Here is a 22294-nt window from a genome sequence, read left to right as displayed (position 1 = left end):
GGGCACATAGTGGGGCATGAGCGGGAGCTGGGAACGGGAACTGGACGCGGCCGTGCGGGAACTCGACGGCGCGGACACCCTCGCCTTCGGCGGGGTCGGGCTGGCGGGGCAGATCCTGCCCGCGACCGAGGCGTACCGGACGCTGGAACAGGGGTTGCGGGAGCACCCGGAGGCGGCCCGCAAGCGGATCGACAGGTTGCTCCGCAAGGGTTCGCCGGCCGGCCGGGCGTACGCGGCGACGTTGCTGGAGACGGTCGACCCAGCCGCCGGGAGGGACGCCTGGGCGCGGCTGCGCGGCGAGGACGGCGAGTTCACCACGTTCTCCGGCTGCCTCATGGGCCGCGCCACGCTGGGCGAATACGCGACCGACCGGCTCGCCGGCGGCGACCAGTAACTGAGCGCACACTCAGCGAACAGGACTTCAGGAGGCGTGCGTGCGGTTGTTACCGTTCCCGCCGAGCACGTTGGGGGAGGCGGTCGTGAACGGTTCGTTGGCGTACGTGGTGACCACGCTGGGGTGCCTGGTCGGGGTGGCCGGTGTGGTGATCGCCGTGATCGCGGTGCGGAAGTCCCGGTCCGCGTCCCGCCCGAAGACGAAGGCGGCGCCGGGTGACCCGTTCCGGGACCGGGACGCCGACGCGCTGCGTGGTGACCCGCGCGCGCTCAAGCCCGGTGACATCGTCGAGATCCGCACGGTGCCGTACACCGTGCGCGGCTCGGTGCACCTGGTCGAGGGCGGGTGGAGCTGGGCCGAGCACCTGCTCGACGACGCGGGCGGGGTGAAGCGCTGGCTCTCCGTCGAGACCGACCCGGACCTGGAGATGGTGCTCTGGACCAGTGAGCCGGGGGCCACCGTGACGCCGGGCGCCCCGACGCTGGAGATGGCCGGCCGCCGCTACAACTGGGACGAGTCGGGCCAGGCCCGGTACACCGCCACCGAGGGCACCGGCCTCGACCCGCACGGCACCATGCGCTACTACGACTACCAGGCGCCCGGTGGCGCTCGGCTGTCGTTCGAGGCGTACGGGGAGGCCGGCTGGGAGGTCAACCTCGGCGAGGAGCTGCGTCGTGCCGAAGTGATGATCTACCCGCAGGGCGGCCCGGACACGGTGCGCTGACGTGCTCGTCTGCCTGGACGCGCCCTACGTCGACACCAGCGCCGCCGACCTGAGCCTGGCCCTCGGCGGCCCGGAGCTGCCGGCGCTGGCCGTACGCGACATCGACCTGCCCGGCCTGCCCCGGCTGCGGCTGCGCCTGCTCGGCGCCTCCCACCAGGTCGTGCTCGGCACGCTCACCGAGACGGTCGCCTGCCTGCCCGGCCGCCCGCCGCACCTGCCGGGCACGCTGCACGACGAGACGGCCGGCTACCGGTTCCTCGCCACGGTGCTCCGGCCGGAGGGCGACGGCCTGCGTACCCGGGTCGCGGCGCTGCGCGCCGAGCTGGCGGGCGACCCGTACGCGCTGATCGGGGTCTTCCCCGGCGACGAGGACGCGGTCACCGCGCTCTCCGTCCGGCCCGGTCCGCCGGACGGCGCGCTCGCCTGGCGCACCTGGCACGCCTACCCGCAGACCAACGAGCTGGTCCTGACCGAGACCGTGGTGGAGGAGCTGTGACGTACCGACGGTGGTTCGTGGTGGGCGTGGCGGTCGCCGTCATCGGGGCGCTCATCGCCGCCTTCACGATCTTCTACGGCAACTTCTCGCCCCGGGGCTACGTGGAGGACCAATTCTCCCGCGCCTCCGGGCGGGACATCGGCTCGAACGCGATCGCGTACACCTCGAACAAGGCGCCGAGCGAGGTGTCCAAGCAGATCACCGACGCCTGGAAGCCGGCCGACCAGTACGTCGACGGCAGCGGCGTCTACCTGCGCTACGACGACGACTCGGTGGTCATCCTCCCGCTCGCCGTCGGCTCGGTGATCCTGCTGGAGAAGATGACCACCGCCTACCCCCGGTACCACGGCGTCGTCGGCAACAGCTGGGGCTGGGGCCGAGGCAGCACGGTCCGGGGCGGCGGCCCCGGTTCCGGCAAGTAGCCCCTCCGACCCCTCACCCTGGAGTCTCCTGTGCAACATCTCGTCACCGACCTGCTGATCACCCTCGCCTACGGCGCGGTCGGCGTCGTCCTGATGGCGATCGGCTACGTCCTGGTCGACCTGGCCACCCCCGGCAAGCTCCACGAGCTGATCTGGACCGAGCGCAACCGCAACGCGGCGCTGCTGCTCTCGTCCAACCTGCTCGGGGTCGGCACGATCGTGGTCGCCGCGATCGTGGCCAGCGACGACGACTTCACGCTGGGGCTGGTCGGCGCCGCCGCGTACGGCATCCTCGGTCTGGTGATCATGGCGGCGGCGTTCGTGCTGCTCGACGTGGCCACCCCGGGCAAGCTCGGTGAGCTGCTCGTGGACCCGGAGCCGCACCCGGCGGTGTGGGTCTCCGCCACCGTGCACCTCGCCACCGGCGCCATCATCGCGGCCGCGATCATCTGATGAGCGGCAAGCCCGCACCGCGTTCGGCGGGGAAGGACAAGCGCACGCAGACGGTGATCTGGTCCGTGGTCGTGGGGGTCGTGGTCGTCGTCTGCGCCATCGGCGTGTTCAGCGGCGACTCGGACACCTCGGTCCCCGCCCCGGCGGCCGACGAGCGGTCCGGCACCGTGCCGATCCTCCGGGCCGCCGCCGACAGCCAGGGCATCTGCTACGGCTGGGAACTGCTCGACGTGTACGACGAGGTGAGCGTCGGCTCCAACCTCGGCGACGGCACCAGCGTCGTCGACGCTCCCGGCTGCGCGCGCTGGATCGCGGTCTCCGCCAACGTCAGGTACACCTCGTCGAGCAGCGAGTCGGAGGACTCCGCCACGATCCGGATCAAGGGCTCGGACGACATCGAGTTCGCCGACCTCGCCGCGATCGAGACCCGCCTGGGCCGCTTCGGGCTGGACGAGGAGGCGTTCGTCGACGACCCGGGCTGGGCCGTCACCCGGGCCGCCACGATCCTGCCGCTGCTCGCCGCCGAGCGCGGGCTCGCCGGGCCGGCCGCGACGCCCACCGCCGCGCCGTCCACCGCGGCCGCCCCGCTGCCGGACGCCGGCAACGACTTCTGGCGGGACCGGTGGATCTACGTGCTCAGCTCCGCCGGCCTGTTCCTGCTGGCCGCGCTGTTCCTCGCCGTGGGCGTGCGCCAGCGCCGCAACCACCGGGTACGGGTGCCCGCGCAGCGCGCCGGGGCGGGAGCCGCCGGACGTACCCGGAGCAGACGGTGACCGTCGACGTGGCCGCACGGCCGCGGTGGCGCCTGGCCCGCGCGGCGGTCCTGCTCGCGGTCTTCGTGTGCGCGGCCTGCGGCCTGGTGTACGAGCTGGCGCTGGTCGCGCTCGGCAGCTACCTGATCGGCGACACGGTCGGCCAGGCGTCGATCGTGCTCGGCGTGATGGTCTTCGCGATGGGCATCGGCGCGCTGGTGGCGAAGCCGTTGCAGTCCCGCGCGGTGGTCTCGTTCGCGGTGATCGAGTTGACGCTGGCGCTGCTCGGCGGCCTCTCCGTGCTCGGTCTCTACGCCGCGTTCGCCTGGCTCGACCTGTACGGCCCGGCGCTCGTCGGCACCGCGTTCGTGCTCGGCCTGCTGATCGGCGCGGAGATCCCGCTGCTCATGGTGATGCTGCAACGCATCCGGGAGCAGTCCGCGGGCAGCGCGGTGGCCGACCTGTTCGCCGCCGACTACGTGGGCGCGCTGCTCGGCGGGCTGGCCTTCCCGTTCCTGCTGATCCCGGTCTTCGGTCAGCTCAAGGGCGCGCTCGTGGTGGGCGCGGTGAACGCGGTCGCTGGCGTGGTGCTCGTCTTCACCGTGTTCCGCGCCGAACTCGGCCGCCGGGCGCGGGCCGCGCTGGGCGCGGCCACCGTCGTGGTCGGCCTGCTTCTCGGGTACGCGTGGGTGACCGCCCACGACTTCGAGGTGACCGCGCGTCAGCAGCTCTACCGCGACCCGGTGGTGCACGCCGAGCGCAGCCGCTACCAGGAGATCGTGCTGACCCGCTCGGTGCGCGAGCCCGGCCACTCCGACACCGACCTGCGGCTGTTCCTCAACGGCGACCTCCAGTTCAGCTCGATCGACGAGTACCGCTACCACGAGGCGCTCGTGCACCCGGCGATGCGCGGGGCGCACGGCGACGTGCTGGTGCTCGGCGCCGGGGACGGGCTGGCCGCGCGGGAGATCCTCAAGTACCCGGACGTGCGCTCGGTGACGCTCGTCGACCTCGACCCGGCCGTGGTCGAGCTGGCCAGCCGCGAGCCGCGGCTGCGTGAGCTGAACCGGGAGTCGCTCACCGACCCCCGGGTACGGGTGCTCAACCTGGACGCGTTCGCCTGGCTGCGTACCGCCACCGACCGCTTCGACGTGGTGATCGCCGACCTGCCCGACCCGGACGAGACGGCCACCGCGAAGCTCTACACGATCGAGTTCTACACGCTGATCCGGCCGGTGCTGGCCCCCGGCGGGCGGCTCGTCGTGCAGTCCGGGTCGCCCTACTTCGCGCCCCGGTCGTACTGGTCGATCGAGCGGTCGGTACGCGAGGCGGGCTTCGCCACCGTGCCGTACCACGTCGACGTGCCGAGCTTCGGCGACTGGGGGTACGTGCTCGCCGCGCCGGGCGACGTCGCGCCGGAGCTGGCGCTGCCGGCCGATCCGCCGCCGCTGCGTTTCCTCACCCCGGAGGTGCTGGCCGCCGCCGGCACGTTCCCCGCCGACCGGGCCCGGCTCGACGTGCCGGCCTCCACGCTGTTGCGACCGAGGGTGCTGGACTACGCCCGCGAGGAGTGGCGCGGCTACTAGGTTTCGGGACATGCCACCCGAATCGCCGCGCCACCGACCGGGCCTCGGCTGGCTGGTCCGCCGGCTGCCGACCCGGGCGGTCGAGGCGGCGTCCTACCTCCAGGCGTTCGTGCTCTCCGGCGTGGTCACCGTGCTGGCCGTGCGGGCGTACCTGCAGGCCACCGGTTATCCGCAGCTCGGTGGCGGCGGGCTGCACATCGCGCACGTCCTCTGGGGCGGCCTGCTGCTCGCCGTCGGCCTGGGCATCCCGCTCGTCTTCCTCGGCGGCGGCGCCCGTACCGGCGGTGCGGTCGTCGGCGGCATCGGGTTCGGGCTGTTCATCGACGAGGTGGGCAAGTTCGTCACCACCGGCACCGACTACTTCTACGCTCCCGCCGCCGCCATCATCTATGTCGCGTTCGCGCTGCTGGTCCTGCTCATCCAGGCGGTACGCGGACGCACCGGCCGGTCCCGGCTGACCCCGGCCGAGCGCACCGCGAACGCGCTGGACATGGTGCTCAGCGGCCTGCCGGGCGGGCTCACCGACCGCCGCCGGATCGCCGTGCTGCGGCTCGTGCAGGGCACCGGACCGGCCACCGAGACGGCGATGGCGCACCTGCTGGACGCGGTACCCCACCGGGAACCGCCGCCGGTGCCGCGCTGGCAGCGGGCGGCGGACCGGGCCCGGCGCCTCGCCGTCTGGGCGGCCGGGCGCCGCTGGCTGGTCTGGCCGGTGGTGGCCTACCTGGTGGTGGAGCCGGTGCTCACGGTGGTCGCGGTGTTCGTCGACGGCGTGACCGGGAAGCTGGACCAGGAACGGGAGTGGGGCGCGGTGCTCGGCGTCAGCGCCACCGCGCTGTTCACCGCCGTGCTCGGTCTGTGGGCCGCCTGGCTGCTGCGCCGCAACCGGGCCGAGGCGTTCCGCCTGTTCAAGCTGGCGCTGCTCGTCGACCTGCTGTTCGGGCAGGTCTTCAACTTCACTGTGAACCAGTTCGGCGCGGTCTCCGCCGTCGCGCTCGATCTCGCGCTGCTCGGCGTGGTCACCGCCGAGCACCGCCGGTTGCGGCGCGCCGCCGAGAGGTGAGCCGTTCCGGCGTGCTGAGCTGGTGGAAGATCGCTACGGTGGGCTTCTGATCCAGGAAGGGAGAATCATGGTCGATGCTCCGGGCACCCCGCCCCGCACGCGTCCCGGCGTGGTGACGCTCTCCAGTTGGCTGCTCATCCTCGTCGCTGCGATCCAGGTGCTGAACCTGATCGTGGCGCTGACCGTCGTCGGCACGATCCGCGACGTTCTCACCGACGCGTACGCGGGCACCTCGGCCGAGTCGGCCGCTGACATCGCGTACGCGTTCAGCATCATCACAGCGGTCGTGTCGCTGCTGATCGCGGCCGGCCTCGTCGTCCTCGCGCTGTTGAACAACCGGGGCAAGAACGGCTCCCGGATCACCACCTGGGTGCTGGGCGGCATCCTGTTCTGCTGCACCGGCGGCGGGCTGCTGACCGGTCTCACCGGCGGCATGACGGGCGGCGGCAACACCACCGGTGACGTGCCCAGCTCGGCGGAGATCCAGCGCCGGCTGGAGGACGCGCTGCCGTCCTGGTACACCCCGGTCAACCTGCTGCTGGGCCTGGTCGCGCTGCTCGCCCTGCTGGCCGCGCTGATCCTGCTGGCGCTGCCGCAGGCGAACGAGTTCTTCCGCAAGCCCAAGGCCGGCTGGGAGCCGCCGGTGCCCGGTGGCGCCTACCCGGCGTACCCGTCGCACCCGGGCCAGCCGGGGGATCCGGCGTACCCGTCGTACCCACCGGCTCCCGGCACGCCGCCGTCGGCGCCCGGCGGTCAGCCGCCGTCCGCGCCGGGCGGTCAGCCGGGTGAGCGCCGCGACCCGGAGCCGCCTTCCGGAAGTTGACGTCCGGATTACAGCGACGCCGACGATCCCTCCGAGTAGGTTGCAAGCCGACGCCTACCGGAGGGATCAGTCGTGTCGTACCCCGATCGGGCCGCACCCCGCCGGCCGGGCACGGTCCTCGCCGCGGCGGCGCTGCTGCTGGCGATGGCAGTCGGCGCCGTGGCGTACGCGGTGGTCAACCTGGCCGTCAGCGGCGGCACGGTGGACCGGTTCCGGGACGCGGCGGCCGAGCGGACCGGCGCGAGCGGTGGCGACATCGACCAGGTGGCCGGTCTGCTGCGCGGCTCCACAGTGCTGGCCGCCGTGCTCGGCGTGCTCGCCGGGTTGCTGCTCGCCGGGCTCGCGCTCGGCCTGCTCGCCGGCCGCTCCGGCGCCCGCACGGCGACCTGGGTGGTCGCCGGGACGGGCCTGCTCTGCGGTTGCTGCGGGCTGGCGGTGCTGGTCGGCCAGCGAGCCGCCCCGCTGCGGCTCGGCGCGGACGACCGGATCACCGCCGACCTGCTGGGGCTCGTCGGCGACGCCTACCCGTCCTGGTGGATCCCGGTGAACGCGACGCTGTCGGTGGCGCAGATCCTCGGCTACCTGGTGGTCGCCGTGCTGCTCACGCTGCCGTCGTCCGGCGCGTTCCTGCGCCGCCGTACCGCACCGCTGCGACTGTCCGGCTACGGCTCGACCGTGTCCGGCGCGCCGGCCCCCGGGCCGACGCCCTGGGGACCGCCACCCGGCCTGAACCCGCCCCCGTCCGTCCCGCCCGCGACGCCGCCGGGCGGGTTCCCGCCACCCCCGAGGACCGCCGATGACAGGTGACACCGACCCCTCCCGGCGCCGTGCCCTGGTCACCGGTGCCAGCCTGGGCATCGGCGAGGCGTTCGCCCGCCGGCTCGCCGCCGACGGCTGGGACCTCGTCCTGGTGGCCCGGGACGCCGCCCGGCTCGACGCGCTGGCGGCCGAGCTGACCGGCCGGCACGGCGGCGACGCCGAGACGATCGCCGCCGATCTGTCCACCGAGGACGGCTGTGCGGCGGTCGAACGGCGGCTGACCGCCGGTACGCCGATCGAGCTGCTCGTCAACAACGCCGGCATCAGTCTGAACACGTCGTTCGTCCGCTCGTCGGTGGCGGACGAGGCGCGGCTGGTCCGGCTCAACGTGCTCGCGGTGCTGCGTCTGACCCACGCCGCCCTTGGTCCGATGATCGAGCGAGGTCGCGGGGCAGTGATAAATGTCTCTTCCGTTGCGAGCTTCGGTGTCCCCATGCCGGGGTCCACGTACTCGGCCAGCAAGGCGTGGGTGACGAATTTCAGTGAATCGATCGGCCAGTCCGTCGCGCCGCTCGGCGTACGCGTGATGGCGCTCTGCCCCGGCTACACCCGAACCGGAAATCACGAACGCGCGGGCATCGACATGTCGCGCCTGCCCGCCTGGGCCTGGCTGCGAGCCGACGATGTGGTCGCCGAAGGGCTGCTTGACCTGCATAAAGGTAAGTTCGTGAGTGTCCCGGACTGGAAGTACAAGGTGGCGGCGGCCGGGTTGCGGTACGCGCCGAAGCGCCTGCTGCGCGGCTTCCGGCGGGACACCCGGGGTGCGGTCGGCCGTCAGCGCGGCTGACCGGCGGCGACCGTACGCGGGCCGGTTCGGCGGCCGGCCGGGATGGACGGTCGCACAGCGTAGCCGCTCATCGCCACCCGTCGGTCGCCCGCAGGGTTGACCAGGGCAGACCCGAAACACGGCGCTCAGACTTGCGAAGTACGCTCTTGGGCCATGGGCGACCACGACGACCTGCGCAAATTCATCACTGACCTAGCCGTCGTGCACGGCCGGGTGGTGCTCTCGTCGGGCCGCGAGGCGGACTGGTACGTGGATCTGCGTCGCGTCACGCTCCATCACGAGGCGGCTCCGTTGATCGGCCGGGTCATGCGTGACCTCACCGCCGACTGGGCGTACGACGCGGTCGGTGGGCTGACCCTGGGCGCCGATCCGGTGGCCGCCGCCATGCTGCACGCCTCGGCGGGCACCGGTCGTGCGGTCGACGCCTTCGTGGTGCGCAAGGAGGGCAAGGCCCACGGTCTCCAGCGCCGGATCGAGGGGCCGGACGTCTCCGGGCGGCGGGTGCTCGCGGTCGAGGACACCTCCACCACCGGTGGAAGTGTGTTGACGGCGGTCGAGGCATTGCGTGAGGCAGGGGCCGAGGTGGTGGGTGTGGCGGTTATTGTTGATCGAGGTGCCGGCGACACGGTGCGAGCCGCCGGATTGCCCTATCGGGCGGCCTATACGTTGGCTGACCTCGGCCTTGTGGCGTAAAAGTTTGCCGATTCGGATCTGCTGATATGCAGGCGGATCGATGCTGCTGGTGGAAGGATGGAATACGTGGGAACTGCGTTGGCTGAAATGACCATGCCTCAGATCTCGCCGCTTGCCGGCGAGCCGATCGAACGCGCCGACGCCGAGCGGCTTGCGGGGGTCCTCAAGGCCCTCGCTGACCCCGCCCGGCTGCGGCTGCTCAGCCTGATCCAGTCGGCTCCCGAGGGGGAGGCGTGTGTGTGTGACCTCACCGCGCCGCTCGGCCTCTCGCAGCCGACGGTCAGCCACCACCTGCGAATCCTCACCGAGGCCGGCTTGCTGGAGCGGGAGAAGCGCGGGGTCTGGGCGTACTACCGGCTGGTGCCGTCCGCGATCGCCACGATCGCGGATCTGCTCACCCCGCCGCGGAAGCGGGCCACCAAGAAGGCTCGCTGAAACCTTTCGGGCCGGCCCGACCGAGGGTCGTCCCGACCGGGTGACCGGTGGCGTGCGAGGGGTGGCGCCATCAGCGCACGGTGACGGCTGCCGTCGTCCGTGTGACCCGGCGAGAGCAGTGATGTCGAAGGCCGGTCCTCGCCCGAGGGCCGGCCTTCGGCGTCCGTACGTGCTCAGCGGCGGTGCTGCCCGCCGTCTCCGTGCCCGGGCCGGTGCTCCTCGATGCCCTCCCGGGCCGCCTCCACGGTGCCGGCCACCGTCGCCGCGGTGATCACGGCGACCGCCTCGCCGCGCTTGCGCGCCCGCCGGTCGCGGAGGAACTCGAAGAAGATCGGCAGCACCGAGATCACGATGATCAGCGCGACCACCGGCAGGATGTACCTGTCGATCTTGTCGCCGATGGCGTCGTAGATCTGGCGGGCCAGCAGGTAGCCGACCAGCAGGATGCCGTCCACCCAGAGGATCGCGCCCACCACGTTCCACACGAAGAACTGGCGGGCCGGCATGCCGAGCACCCCGGCCACCGGGTTGAGGAACGTCCGCACGATCGGGATGAACCGGGCCAGCACCACGGCCTTCGCCGGGCCGAACTTCTGGAAGTAGTACTCCGCCTTCTCCACGTACTCCCGCTTGAACAGCCGGGAGTTGGGCTTCTCGAACATCCGGCGGCCGTACCGGGCGCCGAGCCAATGCCCGAGCTGGGCGCCGACGATGGCGCAGAGCGGACCGCCGATCATCAGCCCGGCCAGGGACAGGCGGGTGCCGTCGCCGAAGATGGCGTCGGCCACCGGGGAGGCGGCCACCCCGGCCAGGAACAGCAGCGAGTCGCCAGGGAAGAAGAAGCCGACCAGCAGCCCGGTCTCGGCGAAGAGGATGACCCAGACGCCGATCATGCCGAAGGTGTGGATGAGGTCCTTCGGATCGAGCGGGTTCAGCGCCACGCTCTCGGAGAACATCCGGGTCTTCTCTGCTGTGTCCACGGCCACACAGGGTACCCCGGCCCGGTCCGGCATTCCGGCCGGACCGGGCGTCCTCGTCAGAGGCGGGGGTCGACCGGCTCGGACTCGCAGGCGAGGATCGCGAAAACCAGCTCGTGGCGGCGCCAGAGCGGGGCGTCCTCGGCCAGCGCGTCCAGGGCGGCCAGGCCCAGGCCGTGCTCCCGCAGGGCGAGCCCGCGCTTGCGTCCCAGCGAACGGCGGCGCAACGCGGCGAGCTGCGCCGCCCCGGTGTACCCGGGACCGTAGATGATCCGCAGGTACTCCCGCCCCCGGCACTTGATCCCCGGCTGGAGCAGCGAGCCCTTCGGCGAACGGGCGGCCAGGCCCGCGTACGGCTTGACCACCATGCCCTCGCCGCCGGCCGCGGTGAGCGCCAGCCACCACTCGGTGGCGCCAGCCACCGCCGACTCGTCGGCCAGGTCCACCACCCGCCGCCGGGTCGGGGTGAAGAACTCCGGGTCGGCGGCGCAGAGCCGGTCGGCCAGCGCCAGGTGCCAGCCGTGGTCACGGTCGGCGTAGCTCACCCCGGCCCCGGCCAGCACCGCGAACGGCGCCAGCGTCACCCCGCGCAGCCCGTCGGTCGGCCGGACGTACGCCCGGTAGGCCGCCGAGTAGGCGGTGATCTCGGCGGCCCGCCCGGCCATCCGGTCGCGCAGCGCGTCCACCGGCAGCCCGCGTCCGGCGGCCGTGTCGAGCGCGGCGAGCACGGCCGGCAGCGCGGCCCGCCCGGCCGCGCCGACCCCGGCGTACTGCTCGCGGATCAGCCCGCCCGCCTTCGCCGACCAGGGCAGCAGCTCGGCGTCGAGCAGCAGCCAGTCGGTGCCCAGCTCGGCCCAGAGGCCGGCGTTGGTGACCGCGGCGCGCACCCGGGCCAGCAGCTCGTCGTCGAGCGGCGGGCCGAAGAACGGCCTGCCGGTACGGGTGTGCACCACGCCGCCGCCGAAGCGGCCCGGCTCCCGCTCCACGAGCACCACTGCCCGCGAGCCCATGTGCTTCTCCTCGCAGACGACCCGGTCGACGCCGGCCGCGCGGTAGTCGGCGAACGCCTCGGCCGGGTGCTCCAGGAACCCGTCCACTGACGACGTGGAGCAGGGCGCCATGGTCGGCGGCAGCCACACCAGCCGGCCCGGGTCGACCGCGTACCGGCTCATCACCTCCAGCGCGGCGGCGGCGTTCTCGGCCGGCACGGTCAGCGACCCGTACGCGTGGGTGACGTGCCGTCGTCCGGTCACGTCGGCCAGGTCCAGCACGGTGTCCGGCCGCGCCGGCGCGACCGGGACCAGCGGGCGGGCCGGGGCGTACCACTCCTTCACCGCCGGGACGGCCACCAGCTCCTTCTCCGGGTAGCGCAGCGCGGTGAGCCGCCCGCCGAACACGCAACCGGTGTCCAGGCAGATGGTGTTGTTCACCCACTCCGGCTCGGGCGTCGGCGTGTGCCCGTACACGACCATCGCCGAACCCCGGTAGTCCCGCGCCCACGGGTAGCGCACCGGCAGGCCGTACTCGTCGGTCTCGCCGGTGGTCTCGCCGTAGAGCGCGAACGACCGCACCCGGCCGGAGGCCCGTCCGTGGTACGCCTCCTTCAGGCCGGCGTGCGCCACCACGAGCCGGCCGCCGTCGAGCACGTAGTGGCTGACCAGGCCGTCGATGAACGTCTCCACCCCGGCGACGAACTCCGGCGGCTCGGCGGTGAGCTGCTCCATCGTCTCGGCCAGGCCGTGGGTCAGCCGGACGTCCCGGCCGCGCAGCTTGCGCAGCAGCTTCTGCTCGTGGTTGCCCGGCACGCAGATCGCGTGCCCGGCCGCCACCATGCCCATCACCAGGCGGAGCACGCCGGGCGAGTCCGGGCCGCGGTCCACCAGGTCACCGACGAACACCGCGGTACGCCCCGACGGGTGCGCCGCGTCCACCGGGCGGCCCGCGTCGTCGTGGCGCAGCACGTAGCCGAGCCGGGACAGCAGCGCCTCCAGCTCGGTACGGCAGCCGTGCACGTCCCCGACCACGTCGAACGGCCCGGTCAGCTCCCGCCGGTCGTTGAACAGCTTCTCGTAGCGGACCTCCGCGGCGTCGATCTCCTCCACCCCGCGCAGCACGTGCACCTTGCGGAAGCCCTCGCGGGCCAGCCGCCCGTACGACTGCCGCAGGTCCCGGCGCATCCGGTTGAGCACCTGGCGGCCGTGCGTCCGGTCGGCGCGCGCCTCCGTACGCTCCCAGGCCACCGCCTCCGGCACGTCCAGCACGATCGCCACCGGCAGCACGTCGTGCTCCCGGGCCACCCGGATCAGCCCGGCGCGCGCGTGCGGCTGGAGGTTCGTCGCGTCGACCACCGTCAGCAGTCCCCGCCGCAGCCGGATCGCGGCGACGTGGTGCAGCGCGTCGAACGCGTCGGCGGACGCGGACTGGTCGTTCTCGTCGTCGGCCACCAGGCCGCGGAACGTGTCCGAGGAGAGCACCTGGCTGGGCGCGAAGTGCCGCCGGGCGAACGTGGACTTGCCGGAGCCGGAGACGCCGACGAGCGCCACCAGTGCCAGCTCGGGGATGTCCAGGACGGTCATCGGTTCGTCGCCTCCTTCCGGTCGTTGCTGTCGTTCCGGTCGCGCCGGCCGGCGCGCTCGTCGCGGTCGTCGCGCTCGGCGCGGGTGAGCACCGCGATCTGGGTCGGTGTGCCCACCTCCGGATCGTCGTCACCGACGCCGCCGAGCACCGCCGTGTAGCCGTGCGCCGCCGCGACCCGGTCCACCCAGGCGGCGAACTCGGCCCGGGTCCACTCGAACCGGTGGTCCGCGTGCCGGAACCGGTCCGGCCCGAGCCCCTCGTAGCGCACGTTGTACTCGACGTTCGGGGTGGTCACCACCACCGTGCCGGGCCGGGCGTGACCGAACACCGCGTCCTCCAGCGCCGGCAGGCGCGGCGGATCGAGGTGCTCGACGACCTCCATCAGCACCGCCGCGTCGTACCCCCGGAGCCGGTCGTCACGGTAGGTCAGCGCGGACTGCCACAGCCGGATCCGGTCCCGCTGCCGCTCCGGCAGACGGTCCAGGCGCAGCCGCCGGGCGGCCAGGCCGAGCGACCGGTCCGACACGTCGACGCCCACCACCTCGGTGAACCGCCGGTCGGCGACGAGCGCGGTGAGCAGCGCGCCGCCACCGCAGCCGAGATCCAGCACCCGGCTCGCGCCGCTGTCCCGCAGCGCGGCGAGCACCGCCTCCCGCCGCCGTACCGCAAGCGAGGCGCGGCGGACGTCCTCCACCGTCCCGGCCCCGCCGCCCGACGACTCGGCCGGCTCTCCGGTCGACGGCTCGATGCTGTCGTCGGCGGGCGGCTCGTCGGCCAGGCGCAGCTCGGTCAGCCGGGCCATCGCCTCGCCCGCGAGCGCGCGGCGGTGCGCCAGGTAGCGGCGCGTGATCAGGCCCCGCTCGGGGTGCCCGGCCAGCCAGCCGGCACCGGCGCGCAGCAGCTTGTCCACCTCGTCCGGCGCCACCCAGTAGTGCTTGGCGTCGTCGAGCACGGGCAGCAGCACGTACAGGTGGTTGAGGGCGTCCGCGAGCCGCAACGTCCCGGTCAGCGTCAGGTCGACGTAGCGGCTGTCACCCCACTGCGGGTACGTCTCGTCGAGCGGGATCGGGCCGGCCGTCACGGTCCAGCCCAGCGGGGCGAAGATCCGTACCGCCAGCTCGGCGCCGCCCCGGCAGCGCAGTACCGGCACCCGTACGGTCAGCGGGATCGCGCTCGCGGCCAGCTCGGGACGGTCGCGCGACTCGCCCCGCAGGGCGGAGCGGAACACCTTCGCCAGCGCCGACGAGAGCAGGCTCGACGCCGCGTACGGGCGGTCGTTGACGTACTGCCCGAGCGCGAAGCCCTCCGGCGCCCGGTTCCTCCGGCCGCCCCCCAGCTTGAGCGGATCGACCTCGACCAGCAGCGCCGCGGTGCAGCGCGCCTCGTCCGCCTCCGGGTAGAACACATGCGCGGCACCGGCGGGCAGGTCGAAGGTCTGCACGCGGTCCGGATGCTTCACCAGGAGGTGTCCGAGGTCGGTCGCCGGGCGGTGGGTCGTGGTCAGGGTCAGCAGCACTTGTCGATGATCTCTTGGTTTGTCGGTCCGTGTCGTGGGGGTTTCCGGGGGAGCCCGGCCCGCTCCGGGCGGTCAGGCTTGATCCCTGCGCGGGCCGGGCTCCCCCGGAAACCTGACGTGGTCCCGGTCGCGTCGACCTGTGCTGCATGGTGGTTCGGCTTCTATGCGGAGGTGCCCCGCCGACCGGTGGTCGGCGGGGCACCTTTGTCGCGTGGGTCAGGCGACGAAGCGGGTCTTGCGGCGGCGGGTCACCACGTAGCCGACCGCCCCGGCGGCGAGCAGCAGCGCGCCGACGCCGGCGATCAGGCCGGTGGAGGAACCGGTGATCGGCAGCGTGCCGCCGTCACCGCCGCCCTGGCCGCCGTCGCCCGGGGCACCGGGGGTGCCAGGCGTGCCGGGGGTGCCGGCGCCGGCCGGGTTGACGACGATCGCGGCGGTGTCGTTCTTGCGGTTCGGGTCGCCGGAGAGCTTCGTGGTGAAGCTGCCGGCAGCGTTCGCGGTCACCGTGTCGACGCGCAGGCGGAACTCGTACGGGTTCTTCATGCCCTTGGGGCTCTCGGTGACCTGGCAGGCGTACTCCTTGGCCCCCGGCTCACCCCAGTTCGCGGTCCACGGGTCCCACTCCTTCGTGGGCAGGAACGGCACGCAGTCGTAGGGTGCCTCGACGGCGGTCGTGCCGGCTGGGACGGTGACGCGGACCGGCAGGTCCTCCAGGCGGATGCCCGGCGTGCCCTGGCCCAGGTACTCGAGCGTGGCGGGGCCGAGGTTGGTGAAGCTCGGCGCGACCGTGACGACGTCGCCCTTCTTCCCGGTGGCCGTGGCGCCGTCGGCGGCGAGGTCGGCCGGGTTGTCACCGGTGACCTTCACCGTCGCGACGGTGAAGTTGTTCATCTGGTCCAGGTCGGTCTGCGGCACCCGCGCGGCCTGCACCGACTTCTCGACCAGGCGCAGCTCGGGGCCCGTGCCGGGCTTGACCTCGTCCAGCCAGTCCTCGAACGCCTCGTCGAAGTCGTCGGTGGTCCACCAGTCGAGGTAGACCGGGAACCGCGCGCCGGTACGGGCCTCCGGCCGCAGCTTGATCGGAAGGTCCTCGGAGAGCTTGTACGACCGGCCCGGCTCGAGCTTCGTGTCGAAGGCGCAGAAGGCGTAGAACCCGTCCTCCTGGGCCCGGCAGTTGGAGAAGTTCCCGCCGTACGACGCGAGCCAGTCGGCCTGCACGACGAGCACCGTCCCGTCGACCGTGGTGTCGCCGCCGTTGCGGACGACGCCCGGCACGGCGGCGCGGCCACCCGGGGCGCCGCTCGCCTCGACGGTCGGGTCACTCACCAGGTCGACGCCCTCGGCGATGGTGACGCCGGCCGTACCGGTGGCCGTCTTGCCGCCCGAGGTGACACTGATCTTCAGTGCGCCCTGCTGGCCCGGCTCGGCGGTGTCCTTGCCGTTGACCAGGTAGTCGAACCAGGGCTCGTCACCGTCGGCGAGGTCCGCCTCACAGTGCAGCTTGGTCGGGGAGACGTCGCAGGTCCAGTCCCACGCCGGCTCGACGGTGGCGAAGCCGGCGACGGCGGAGAAGTCGATGTCGACGGTGGTCCGGCCGAACTCGGGCTCCGACTCGCCGTCGGACGTGTGCGCGAAGAACGAGCCGTAACCCAGGTGGCCGGGGGCGACGAGCAGGTCGTGCGTGACGACCTCGAACGGCGCGTCCGCCGCGAGGGCGGGGGTGGCGGAGGCGGCGACGAACGCGCCTGCGACGCCCAACCCGGCGAGCCAGCGCCGGGTGGAGTTGCTCAGCATGTGGGGGTCCTCCCGTGGGGTGATCAGGTGGAGCCCACGGAGCTTAAGGATTCCTTAAGGGGTCGCGTTGTCCCAGATCATGAATATTGACCGAACGGATGATCGTCGCCACCGCAATGTTCCGGCCGCCCGGGTGAGGTCAGCGCCCTGCGGTGACCGGGTGCCGGGTCAGCGGTAGTCGTCCTCGTCGGCGGTGACGACGCGGGCCTGCTCCATGGCGTCCCAGTCGTCGACCTCCATGCCCCGGTGCGGCTCGCCGTCGGCGTCGTCGGGCGTCACGGTGGTGGCCTGCTCGACCGCGTCGGCCGGCTCGGCCTCCAGATCCCGCTCCTCCGGGGCGAGGTGGTCACTGGGGGCGAAGTCCTCGTCGGGCTGACCCATCGTCCCTCCCTGTTCTCCGTGCGGGCATCGTCCCCACCACCGTACGGGCTGCTCCCGGCCCCCGCTGGGTGGCGGGCGGAACGGCGGAGTCGGCGATTGTCCCGCTCCCGGCGCGCGGCCGGTGCCAGGATGGGAGGCATGGGCTTCCTGATCCGACTGGCGATCACCGCGGTCGCGTTGTGGATCGCGACGCTGATCGTGCCCGGAGTGGAGGTGAGCGGCCGTAACACCGGCAGCGACGTGCTCACCCTGATCGTGGTGGCCCTGGTCTTCGGTGTGGTCAACGCGGTGCTCAAGCCGCTCATCAAGGTGTTCGGCTGCGTGTTCTACCTGCTCACGCTCGGTCTGTTCGCGCTCGTGGTGAACGCGCTGCTGTTCCTGCTGACCGACTGGATCGCCGGGGTGCTGAAGCTCCCGTTCCACGTGGACGGCTTCTGGGCCGCCTTCTGGGGCGCCATCGTGGTCGCGGTGGTGAGCTGGCTGATCAGCGTCGTCGTACCGGACCGGCTGGAGAATCGGTGAGCGGCGTCCGGGCCGGTTGCGCCCCGCTCGCGCTCCTACGGGATACTGCCCGCGGTGGACAGCGCGGTCCGGCGGACCCGTGGACGTGAGCGACCGGAACGGTCGCGGCCATGGAAGACAGCGGCCTGCACGGCCGAGAGCGGTAAGTAAGGAGCGTTCGACATGCCCATCGCTTCCCCCGAGGCTTACGCGGAGATGCTGGACCGGGCCAAGGCCGGCCGGTACGCGTACCCCGCGATCAACGTGACCTCCTCGCAGACGCTGAACGCGGCGCTCAAGGGCTTCGCCGATGCGGAGAGCGACGGCATCATCCAGGTCTCCACCGGCGGCGCGGAGTACCTGTCCGGCCCGTCCGTGAAGGACATGGTGACCGGCGCCGTCGCGTTCGCCGCGTACGCGCACGAGGTTGCCAAGAAGTACCCGGTGAACATCGCGCTGCACACCGACCACTGCCCGAAGGACAAGCTGGACAAGTTCGTCCGGCCGCTGATGGCCATCTCGCAGGAACGCGTCAAGGCCGGCCAGGAGCCGCTGTTCCAGTCGCACATGTGGGACGGCTCGGCCGTGCCGGTGGCGGAGAACCTGGAGATCGCCGAGCAGCTGCTCACCGAGGCCGCCAAGGGCAAGATCGTCCTGGAGATCGAGGTGGGCGTCGTCGGCGGCGAGGAGGACGGCGTCGAGAACGCCATCAACGACAAGCTCTACACCACCGTCGAGGACGGCCTGGCCATGGTCGACGCGCTCGGCCTGGGCGAGAAGGGCCGCTACATGGCGGCGCTGACCTTCGGCAACGTGCACGGCGTCTACAAGCCGGGCAACGTCAAGCTGCGCCCCGAGGTGCTCAAGCAGATCCAGGACGCGGTCGGCGCCAAGTACGGCAAGGAGAAGCCGCTCAGCCTGGTCTTCCACGGCGGCTCCGGCTCGCTGCTGTCGGAGATCCGGGAGGCGCTGGACTACGGCGTGGTGAAGATGAACATCGACACCGACACCCAGTACACCTTCACCCGCCCGGTCGCGGACCACATGTTCCGCAACTACGACGGCGTGCTGAAGGTCGACGGCGAGGTCGGCAACAAGAAGATGTACGACCCGCGCGTCTGGGGCAAGGCCGCCGAGGCCGGCATGGCCGCCCGCGTGGTCGAGGCCTGCGAGCACCTGCGCTCCACCGGCACCAGGATGAAGTGACGCCTCGCGCGTGTAAGGAAGGGCCCCTTGTTAACGCTCGGCGTTAACAAGGGGCCCTTCCTCTACCGGAGGCGTTAAGAGGGGGCCCTTCCTTTCACTGCACCAGCACCCGGACGGCGTCGCGCACGTCGTCGGTCAGGTGGATCGTGTGCGACAGGTCGCCGAACGGGGACGCGGCGAACAGCGGCCGCAGCAGTGACTCCACCGGCAGCTCGGTGGTCCAGTACGTGCGGTCCAGGAAGACGTACGCACCGCTCGCCCCGTCGGTGCCGTAGAACGTCTTGGTGGCCGCCTGGAACACCTCCTGCACGGTGCCGGCCTTGCCGGGCGCGAACACGATCCCGCCCCGGGCCAGCCGCAGGATCGTGTCCTCCCGGATGGCGTTGGAGAAGTACTTGGCGATCCGGCCCGCGAACAGGTTCGCCGGCTCGTGGCCGTACAGCCAGGTCGGGATGGCCAGCCCGCCGGACCGGGCCCACTCGGTGCCGGGCGCCGACGGGCGGGGCGACGGCAGCGACGGGCCGTCCGCGTACCGCTTGCGCACCGTCAGCGCCGCCGCCGTGTACCGGTCGTGGTCGGTGAAGTCCGGCGCGACGGCGAGCACGTCGATCGCGGCGGACAGCTCCTCGGCCGGCCAGGCCGCGAGGAACGCGCCGAGGTTCGCCGCCTCCATCACACCCGGACCGCCGCCGGTCACCACCAGGCGGTCGGCCCGCGCCAGCTCCCAGCCCAGCACGGCGGCCATCCGGTACGCGACGCTGCCGCGCGGCACCGCGTGCCCGCCCATCACGCCCACCACCGACTGCGGGCCGTGCGCGGCCAGCCACGACCGGGTGGCGTCGGCCAGCGCGTTGTCCACACCGTGGTCGTGCAGTCGCTGACCGAGCGCCTCGCGTACGTCCGGCAGCGCGCCGCCGTGCGCCCGGAAGTGCGCGTACACCCGGGTGTCGTACATCTCGGCGAACCCGCCCTCGGCGAACCCGGCGGCCAGCTCGTCGGCGGTGTAGAGGTGCGACGGCTGGGTCGGGTAGGGCAGCCCGGAGAACGGCGGGACCACGTTGGCGCCCCGGCGGACCAGGTCCGCGCCCACCTCGCGGCCGGCGAAGCGGCAGCCCACGAAGAGCGTGCCGGTGACGTCGACGTCGCGCAGGTCGGGAACCGGGTCGAGGTCGAGGCGCAGACCCTGCACGGTCAGACCGGCCAGGGTTCCCCCGGCCAGCCGCTGCTCGAACGCGGTGCGGGTCTCGATCTCGTTGACGTGGGGCGCGTGCGGCTCGATGACGTCCGCGGGTGGTGGGGTCGGCACCAGGTCATCCTGCCCCCGCACGGCAAGTGCCGAAACCGGGGCGAGAACGACAGGAGCCCGGCGGGCACGCCGCCGGGCTCCTGCGTAACCGGGTCCTGGGGAGGCTCCGGATCTGTATTTGTAGTGCAAGAACCACGGCGGCGGCATGGGCCGCGGGTACGTCCGCTCCCGCCGCAGGCGTGACGAAACCCTCAGCCGTTCAGCCAACCCTACGGGCGGGGCCCCTCGCGTACCCGGGGGCGAAGCGGGTTGAATGGGGCGATGCAGAACCTGTTGCCTGAGCCACCGGCCACCCTGCTCCCGGCCCACGAGGAGGCCGACGCCGCGCTGGCGGCGGCGGCCGAGCAGGGCACCGACGAGGCGTACGCCGAGGTCGCGGCCCGTTTCCCGACCTACAGCGCGGCCTGGGCCGCGCTGGCCGGCCGCGCGCTCGCCGCGGATCAGGTCGTCACGGCGTACGCGTACGCCCGCACCGGCTACCACCGGGGCCTCGACCAGTTGCGCCGCAGCGGCTGGAAGGGCCACGGCCCGGTGCCCTGGTCGCACAAGCCCAACCGGGGCTTCCTCCGCTGCCTCTACGTGCTGTCCCGCGCGGCGGGGGAGATCGGCGAGGCGGACGAGGCGGCCCGCTGCGCCCAGTTCCTCCGCGACTGCGACCCGGCCGCCGGGGACGCGCTGTCCGGCGACTGACCACTGCCGCGACGGCCGGCCTTCCGATGGCCGGCCGTCGCGCCCGTCCTACAGCCCCTCCGCCACCGACGCGGCGATCTTCAGCCAGGCGTCCCGGGTGGCGGAGGAGAGCTGCCCGTACCGCAGCGGCTCGCCGGTGTCGATGAGCCGTTCGTACGGCGCCAGCAGCACCGCCCGGGTCCGCGCCGCGAAGTGGGCCTGGATCGCGGGCAGGTCGATCTCCTTGCGCGACGGCGGCATCGAGACCACTGTGACCGCCTGCCGGACCAGCCGCTGCCGGCCGCTCTGCTCCAGGTGGTCGAGCATCCGGGCGGCGGTCTCGGCCGAGTCGTTACGGGCCGACATGGTGACCACGAGCTGGTCGGTGGCGTCCATCGCGGCCTGCCAGTTCTGCGCCCGGACGTTGTTCCCGGTGTCCACGAAGATCAGCTTGTAGAACCGGCTGACCACCTCGCGGATCTCCGCGAACGCGGCGGCGGTGAGCATCTCGCCGCCGGTCGCGGACTCGTCCGAGGCGAGCACGTCGAACATGCCCTCGCCCTGTGAGCGGACGTACTGCGACAGGTCACCCACCCGGCCGTGCGGCCCCTGGAACTGGGCCAGGTCGCGCAGCATGTCCCGCACGGTACGGGCGTGGAAGTCCTGCTGCGCCCGCATGCCGAGGGTGCCCTGGGTCTCGTTGTTGTCCCAGGCCAGCACGTATCCGCCGCGCTTCTGGCCGAACGTCATGGCGAGCAGCAGGATCGCCACCGTCTTGCCGGCGCCGCCCTTCGGGTTGACCACGGTCACCTGACGCAGGCCGCCGAAGTTGCGGCGGACCATCTCGATGTCGCGCTTCATCTCCTGCTCGTGCCGCCCGGGCGCGAGCCGGACCAGCCCGATCTTGTTGACCACCGCGCGTACGCCCATGGTCGCCACCGGGTCGACGGGCCGGGCCTGGCGGCGGCGGGCGAAGTCCTCGGCGGTCGGGGGCACCGCCTGCTGCGGCGTCCAGCCCTGCTCCGGGTGGGCCGGGGGCTGATGCGCTGGTGGGGGTGCCACCGGGCCGGACACCGGCGCCTGCGGGGGCATCGGGCCGCCCGGCTGTGGCACGCCGGTCTGCGGCGTCCAGCCGGGTGGCGGGTACCAGCCGGGCTGACCGGGTTGCGGCTGGTAGCCGGGCGACGGGTAGCCGTTGCCGTACGGGGACGGCTGCACCGGCACACCGGGCGACGGCGGGAACGGCCCGAGGCGGGGCGGCGGCTCCGGCGCGGGCTCGCCCGGCCCTGCCGGTCCCGTGCCGGGTTCCGGCGACGGCTGGGCCGGCGTCCCGGCGACAGTGGCCCGGCCTGCGGCGGTGCCGTCGGTGGGGAGGGCGTCGGACGGTGGGGGTGGCACCGCGGTGACCGTGGCGCGGCCGGAAACCGTGCCGTCGGCGTCCGCTGCCTCGGACGGTGGAGCCGTGGCGCCGGCGGGGTCCGGCGTGGTGGTGAGGTCCGACCCGGCCCGCTGCGGCGGCTGTGCCCACGGCGAGGTGGCCCGTCCGTTCCCGGCGCCCTCGCCGGGGGTACCCGAGCCGGTCGTACCCGGGGCGGGCGTGCCGGGGGCGGGCGTGGTGGCCGGGGCGGGTGCCGCCGGCGACGCGGACGAGGGCGCGCTCACCGGCGCCTGGATCGCCGGACCGTCCGCCGCCGGTGTGGGAGCGTCGGCCGGCGGAAGCGGCCAGGGTGCCGACGCCCACGGCGGGATCGTGGCCGCCGCCGCGTCGGTCTCCTCCGGCGGCCAGAGCGGCTCGACGTCCCGCTCCGGCACCTGCGGTCGGCCCGGTACGTGGGCCCGGTCGTCGTTCTCGTGCACCACGGTTCCTCCCCATTCCTACCGCCGAGGATAGGCGGTCCGGCCAGCGCCGCGAGCCGGGCG

The 22294-nt window shown here is 73.0% G+C and carries 23 protein-coding genes; 16 read left to right on the top strand and 7 right to left on the bottom strand.

Annotation, left to right across the window (positions count from 1 at the left end; all coding sequences use genetic code 11):
• The first annotated feature begins 16 nt into the window (after positions 1 to 16).
• The 13 genes from ABIH81_RS07475 to ABIH81_RS07415 all read left to right on the top strand — a co-directional run bounded on the left by ABIH81_RS07475 (position 17) and on the right by ABIH81_RS07415 (position 9447).
• The gene (locus ABIH81_RS07475) at positions 17 to 394 is read left to right on the top strand and encodes a hypothetical protein (RefSeq protein ID WP_349879631.1); all 378 of its coding nucleotides are present in this window, start codon (positions 17 to 19) and stop codon (positions 392 to 394) included.
• A gap of 85 nt (positions 395 to 479) precedes the next feature.
• Positions 480 to 1118, top strand: coding sequence for a DUF4178 domain-containing protein (locus ABIH81_RS07470; protein WP_120572374.1), 639 nt, complete (start codon positions 480 to 482; stop codon positions 1116 to 1118).
• A gap of 1 nt (position 1119) precedes the next feature.
• Positions 1120 to 1614, top strand: a complete 495-nt coding sequence (locus tag ABIH81_RS07465) for a DUF2617 family protein (RefSeq protein ID WP_349879630.1) — start codon at positions 1120 to 1122, stop codon at positions 1612 to 1614.
• Positions 1611 to 2036: a DUF4247 domain-containing protein gene (locus ABIH81_RS07460; protein ID WP_349879629.1), complete on the top strand. Its 426-nt coding sequence runs from the start codon at positions 1611 to 1613 to the stop codon at positions 2034 to 2036. The genes ABIH81_RS07465 and ABIH81_RS07460 overlap by 4 nt, the downstream gene beginning before the upstream one ends.
• 30 nt (positions 2037 to 2066) lie before the next feature.
• Positions 2067 to 2489 (top strand): DUF350 domain-containing protein, encoded by a 423-nt coding sequence (locus tag ABIH81_RS07455; protein WP_282312062.1) that lies wholly within the window; start codon positions 2067 to 2069, stop codon positions 2487 to 2489.
• Positions 2489 to 3262, top strand: a complete 774-nt coding sequence (locus ABIH81_RS07450) for a hypothetical protein (RefSeq protein ID WP_349879628.1) — start codon at positions 2489 to 2491, stop codon at positions 3260 to 3262. The genes ABIH81_RS07455 and ABIH81_RS07450 overlap by 1 nt, the downstream gene beginning before the upstream one ends.
• Positions 3259 to 4827 carry a polyamine aminopropyltransferase gene (locus tag ABIH81_RS07445; protein ID WP_349879627.1) on the top strand — a complete coding sequence of 523 codons (1569 nt, stop codon included), beginning with the start codon at positions 3259 to 3261 and terminating at the stop codon, positions 4825 to 4827. The genes ABIH81_RS07450 and ABIH81_RS07445 overlap by 4 nt, the downstream gene beginning before the upstream one ends.
• Before the next feature lie 64 nt (positions 4828 to 4891).
• The gene (locus tag ABIH81_RS07440; RefSeq protein ID WP_349881032.1) at positions 4892 to 5890 is read left to right on the top strand and encodes a hypothetical protein; all 999 of its coding nucleotides are present in this window, start codon (positions 4892 to 4894) and stop codon (positions 5888 to 5890) included.
• Between the two features lie 67 nt (positions 5891 to 5957).
• A complete protein-coding gene (locus tag ABIH81_RS07435) occupies positions 5958 to 6713 on the top strand; it encodes a hypothetical protein (RefSeq protein ID WP_349879626.1) in 756 nt (251 codons plus the stop codon).
• A gap of 72 nt (positions 6714 to 6785) precedes the next feature.
• Complete coding sequence (locus ABIH81_RS07430; protein WP_349879625.1) at positions 6786 to 7520, top strand: hypothetical protein; 735 nt, start codon at positions 6786 to 6788, stop codon at positions 7518 to 7520.
• Entirely contained in the window at positions 7510 to 8319 is an 810-nt protein-coding gene (locus tag ABIH81_RS07425) for an SDR family NAD(P)-dependent oxidoreductase (protein ID WP_349879624.1), read from the top strand. Before ABIH81_RS07430 ends, ABIH81_RS07425 begins: the two co-directional genes overlap by 11 nt.
• A 153-nt stretch (positions 8320 to 8472) precedes the next feature.
• Entirely contained in the window at positions 8473 to 9012 is a 540-nt protein-coding gene (gene pyrE, locus ABIH81_RS07420) for an orotate phosphoribosyltransferase (RefSeq protein ID WP_091413808.1), read from the top strand.
• A gap of 57 nt (positions 9013 to 9069) precedes the next feature.
• Positions 9070 to 9447: a metalloregulator ArsR/SmtB family transcription factor gene (locus tag ABIH81_RS07415; RefSeq protein ID WP_007454255.1), complete on the top strand. Its 378-nt coding sequence runs from the start codon at positions 9070 to 9072 to the stop codon at positions 9445 to 9447.
• A 173-nt stretch (positions 9448 to 9620) separates the two neighbouring features.
• Here the strand turns inward: ABIH81_RS07415 and ABIH81_RS07410 are convergent, their stop codons facing one another.
• The 5 genes from ABIH81_RS07410 to ABIH81_RS07390 form a co-directional block, all read right to left on the bottom strand.
• On the bottom strand, positions 9621 to 10460 hold the full coding sequence (locus ABIH81_RS07410) for a VTT domain-containing protein (RefSeq protein ID WP_349879623.1): 840 nt from the start codon (positions 10458 to 10460) through the stop codon (positions 9621 to 9623).
• Positions 10461 to 10483: 23 nt separating this feature from the next.
• Entirely contained in the window at positions 10484 to 13000 is a 2517-nt protein-coding gene (locus tag ABIH81_RS07405) for a polynucleotide kinase-phosphatase (protein ID WP_349879622.1), read from the bottom strand.
• Positions 12997 to 14517, bottom strand: a complete 1521-nt coding sequence (locus tag ABIH81_RS07400) for a 3' terminal RNA ribose 2'-O-methyltransferase Hen1 (protein WP_349879621.1) — start codon at positions 14515 to 14517, stop codon at positions 12997 to 12999. The genes ABIH81_RS07405 and ABIH81_RS07400 overlap by 4 nt, the downstream gene beginning before the upstream one ends.
• Positions 14518 to 14733: 216 nt before the next feature.
• A complete protein-coding gene (locus ABIH81_RS07395) occupies positions 14734 to 16311 on the bottom strand; it encodes an LPXTG cell wall anchor domain-containing protein (RefSeq protein ID WP_349879620.1) in 1578 nt (525 codons plus the stop codon).
• A gap of 168 nt (positions 16312 to 16479) precedes the next feature.
• Positions 16480 to 16692: a hypothetical protein gene (locus ABIH81_RS07390; RefSeq protein ID WP_349879619.1), complete on the bottom strand. Its 213-nt coding sequence runs from the start codon at positions 16690 to 16692 to the stop codon at positions 16480 to 16482.
• 138 nt (positions 16693 to 16830) lie between these two features.
• Here ABIH81_RS07390 and ABIH81_RS07385 point away from each other — a divergent pair, with 138 nt between their 5' ends.
• Positions 16831 to 17214 (top strand): phage holin family protein, encoded by a 384-nt coding sequence (locus ABIH81_RS07385; protein WP_349879618.1) that lies wholly within the window; start codon positions 16831 to 16833, stop codon positions 17212 to 17214.
• 162 nt (positions 17215 to 17376) lie between these two features.
• Positions 17377 to 18399, top strand: coding sequence for a class II fructose-bisphosphate aldolase (gene fbaA / locus ABIH81_RS07380; protein ID WP_349879617.1), 1023 nt, complete (start codon positions 17377 to 17379; stop codon positions 18397 to 18399).
• Between the two features lie 94 nt (positions 18400 to 18493).
• Here fbaA and ABIH81_RS07375 read toward each other — a convergent pair whose 3' ends face one another.
• Positions 18494 to 19705 (bottom strand): hypothetical protein, encoded by a 1212-nt coding sequence (locus tag ABIH81_RS07375; protein WP_349879616.1) that lies wholly within the window; start codon positions 19703 to 19705, stop codon positions 18494 to 18496.
• 261 nt (positions 19706 to 19966) lie between these two features.
• Between ABIH81_RS07375 and ABIH81_RS07370 the strand changes: the two genes are divergently transcribed.
• Positions 19967 to 20395 carry a DUF3151 domain-containing protein gene (locus ABIH81_RS07370; RefSeq protein WP_349879615.1) on the top strand — a complete coding sequence of 143 codons (429 nt, stop codon included), beginning with the start codon at positions 19967 to 19969 and terminating at the stop codon, positions 20393 to 20395.
• A 48-nt stretch (positions 20396 to 20443) separates the two neighbouring features.
• Here ABIH81_RS07370 and ABIH81_RS07365 read toward each other — a convergent pair whose 3' ends face one another.
• Entirely contained in the window at positions 20444 to 22234 is a 1791-nt protein-coding gene (locus ABIH81_RS07365) for a chromosome partitioning protein (protein ID WP_349879614.1), read from the bottom strand.
• Between the last annotated feature and the right edge of the window lie 60 nt (positions 22235 to 22294).

The organism is Micromonospora sp. HUAS YX12, assembly GCF_040215685.1.
In the GTDB taxonomy this organism is placed as follows: Bacteria; Actinomycetota; Actinomycetes; order Mycobacteriales; family Micromonosporaceae; genus Micromonospora; species Micromonospora tulbaghiae.
The sequence above is the reverse complement of the archived record's forward strand: the minus strand, read 5'-3'. Positions and strand labels throughout refer to the sequence as shown.